Source organism: Shewanella sp. 10N.7, from assembly GCF_020806285.1.
GTDB lineage: Bacteria > Pseudomonadota > Gammaproteobacteria > Enterobacterales > Shewanellaceae > Shewanella > Shewanella electrodiphila.
Genome location: NZ_JAJGZS010000077.1, coordinates 1 through 425, shown reverse-complemented (window position 1 = coordinate 425; position 425 = coordinate 1). Strand labels below are relative to the sequence as shown.

Annotated in this window: 1 protein-coding gene; it reads right to left on the bottom strand. The window is 39.5% G+C overall.

The features are described from left to right. On the bottom strand, positions 1 to 425 hold a 425-nt coding region (locus tag LMH66_RS20275; RefSeq protein WP_229372724.1), incomplete at both ends, for an IS3 family transposase.

The window sequence follows — 425 nt, the reverse complement described above, 5'->3', positions numbered from 1 at the left end:
TTCTTTGGCATCCATTCCGTTTTATAGCTTCTAAAAAAACGCTCCATTACGGCATTATCCCAGCAATTACCTCGACGGCTCATGCTCTGATTGATTTGGTACTTCCAAAGCATTTGTCGATACTGAAGACTGCTGTAGTGACAACCTTGGTCTGAATGAAATAATAGACCTTTAGGCCGTCCACGACTTTCAAAAGCCATTCTTAAAGCTGCACAGGTCAAATCTGTATTCGGACTATCAGAACAAGCCCAGCCAACTATTTTTCTCGCATATAAATCCATGACTACCGCTAAATATAACCATTTTGTTCCAGACCAAATGTAGGTGACATCACCACACCAAACCTCGTTTTTAGCGTTAACATTAAATTGTCTTTTTAGCAGGTTAGGAGCTATTTTTGACTCACTTTTAGCTATTTTGTATCG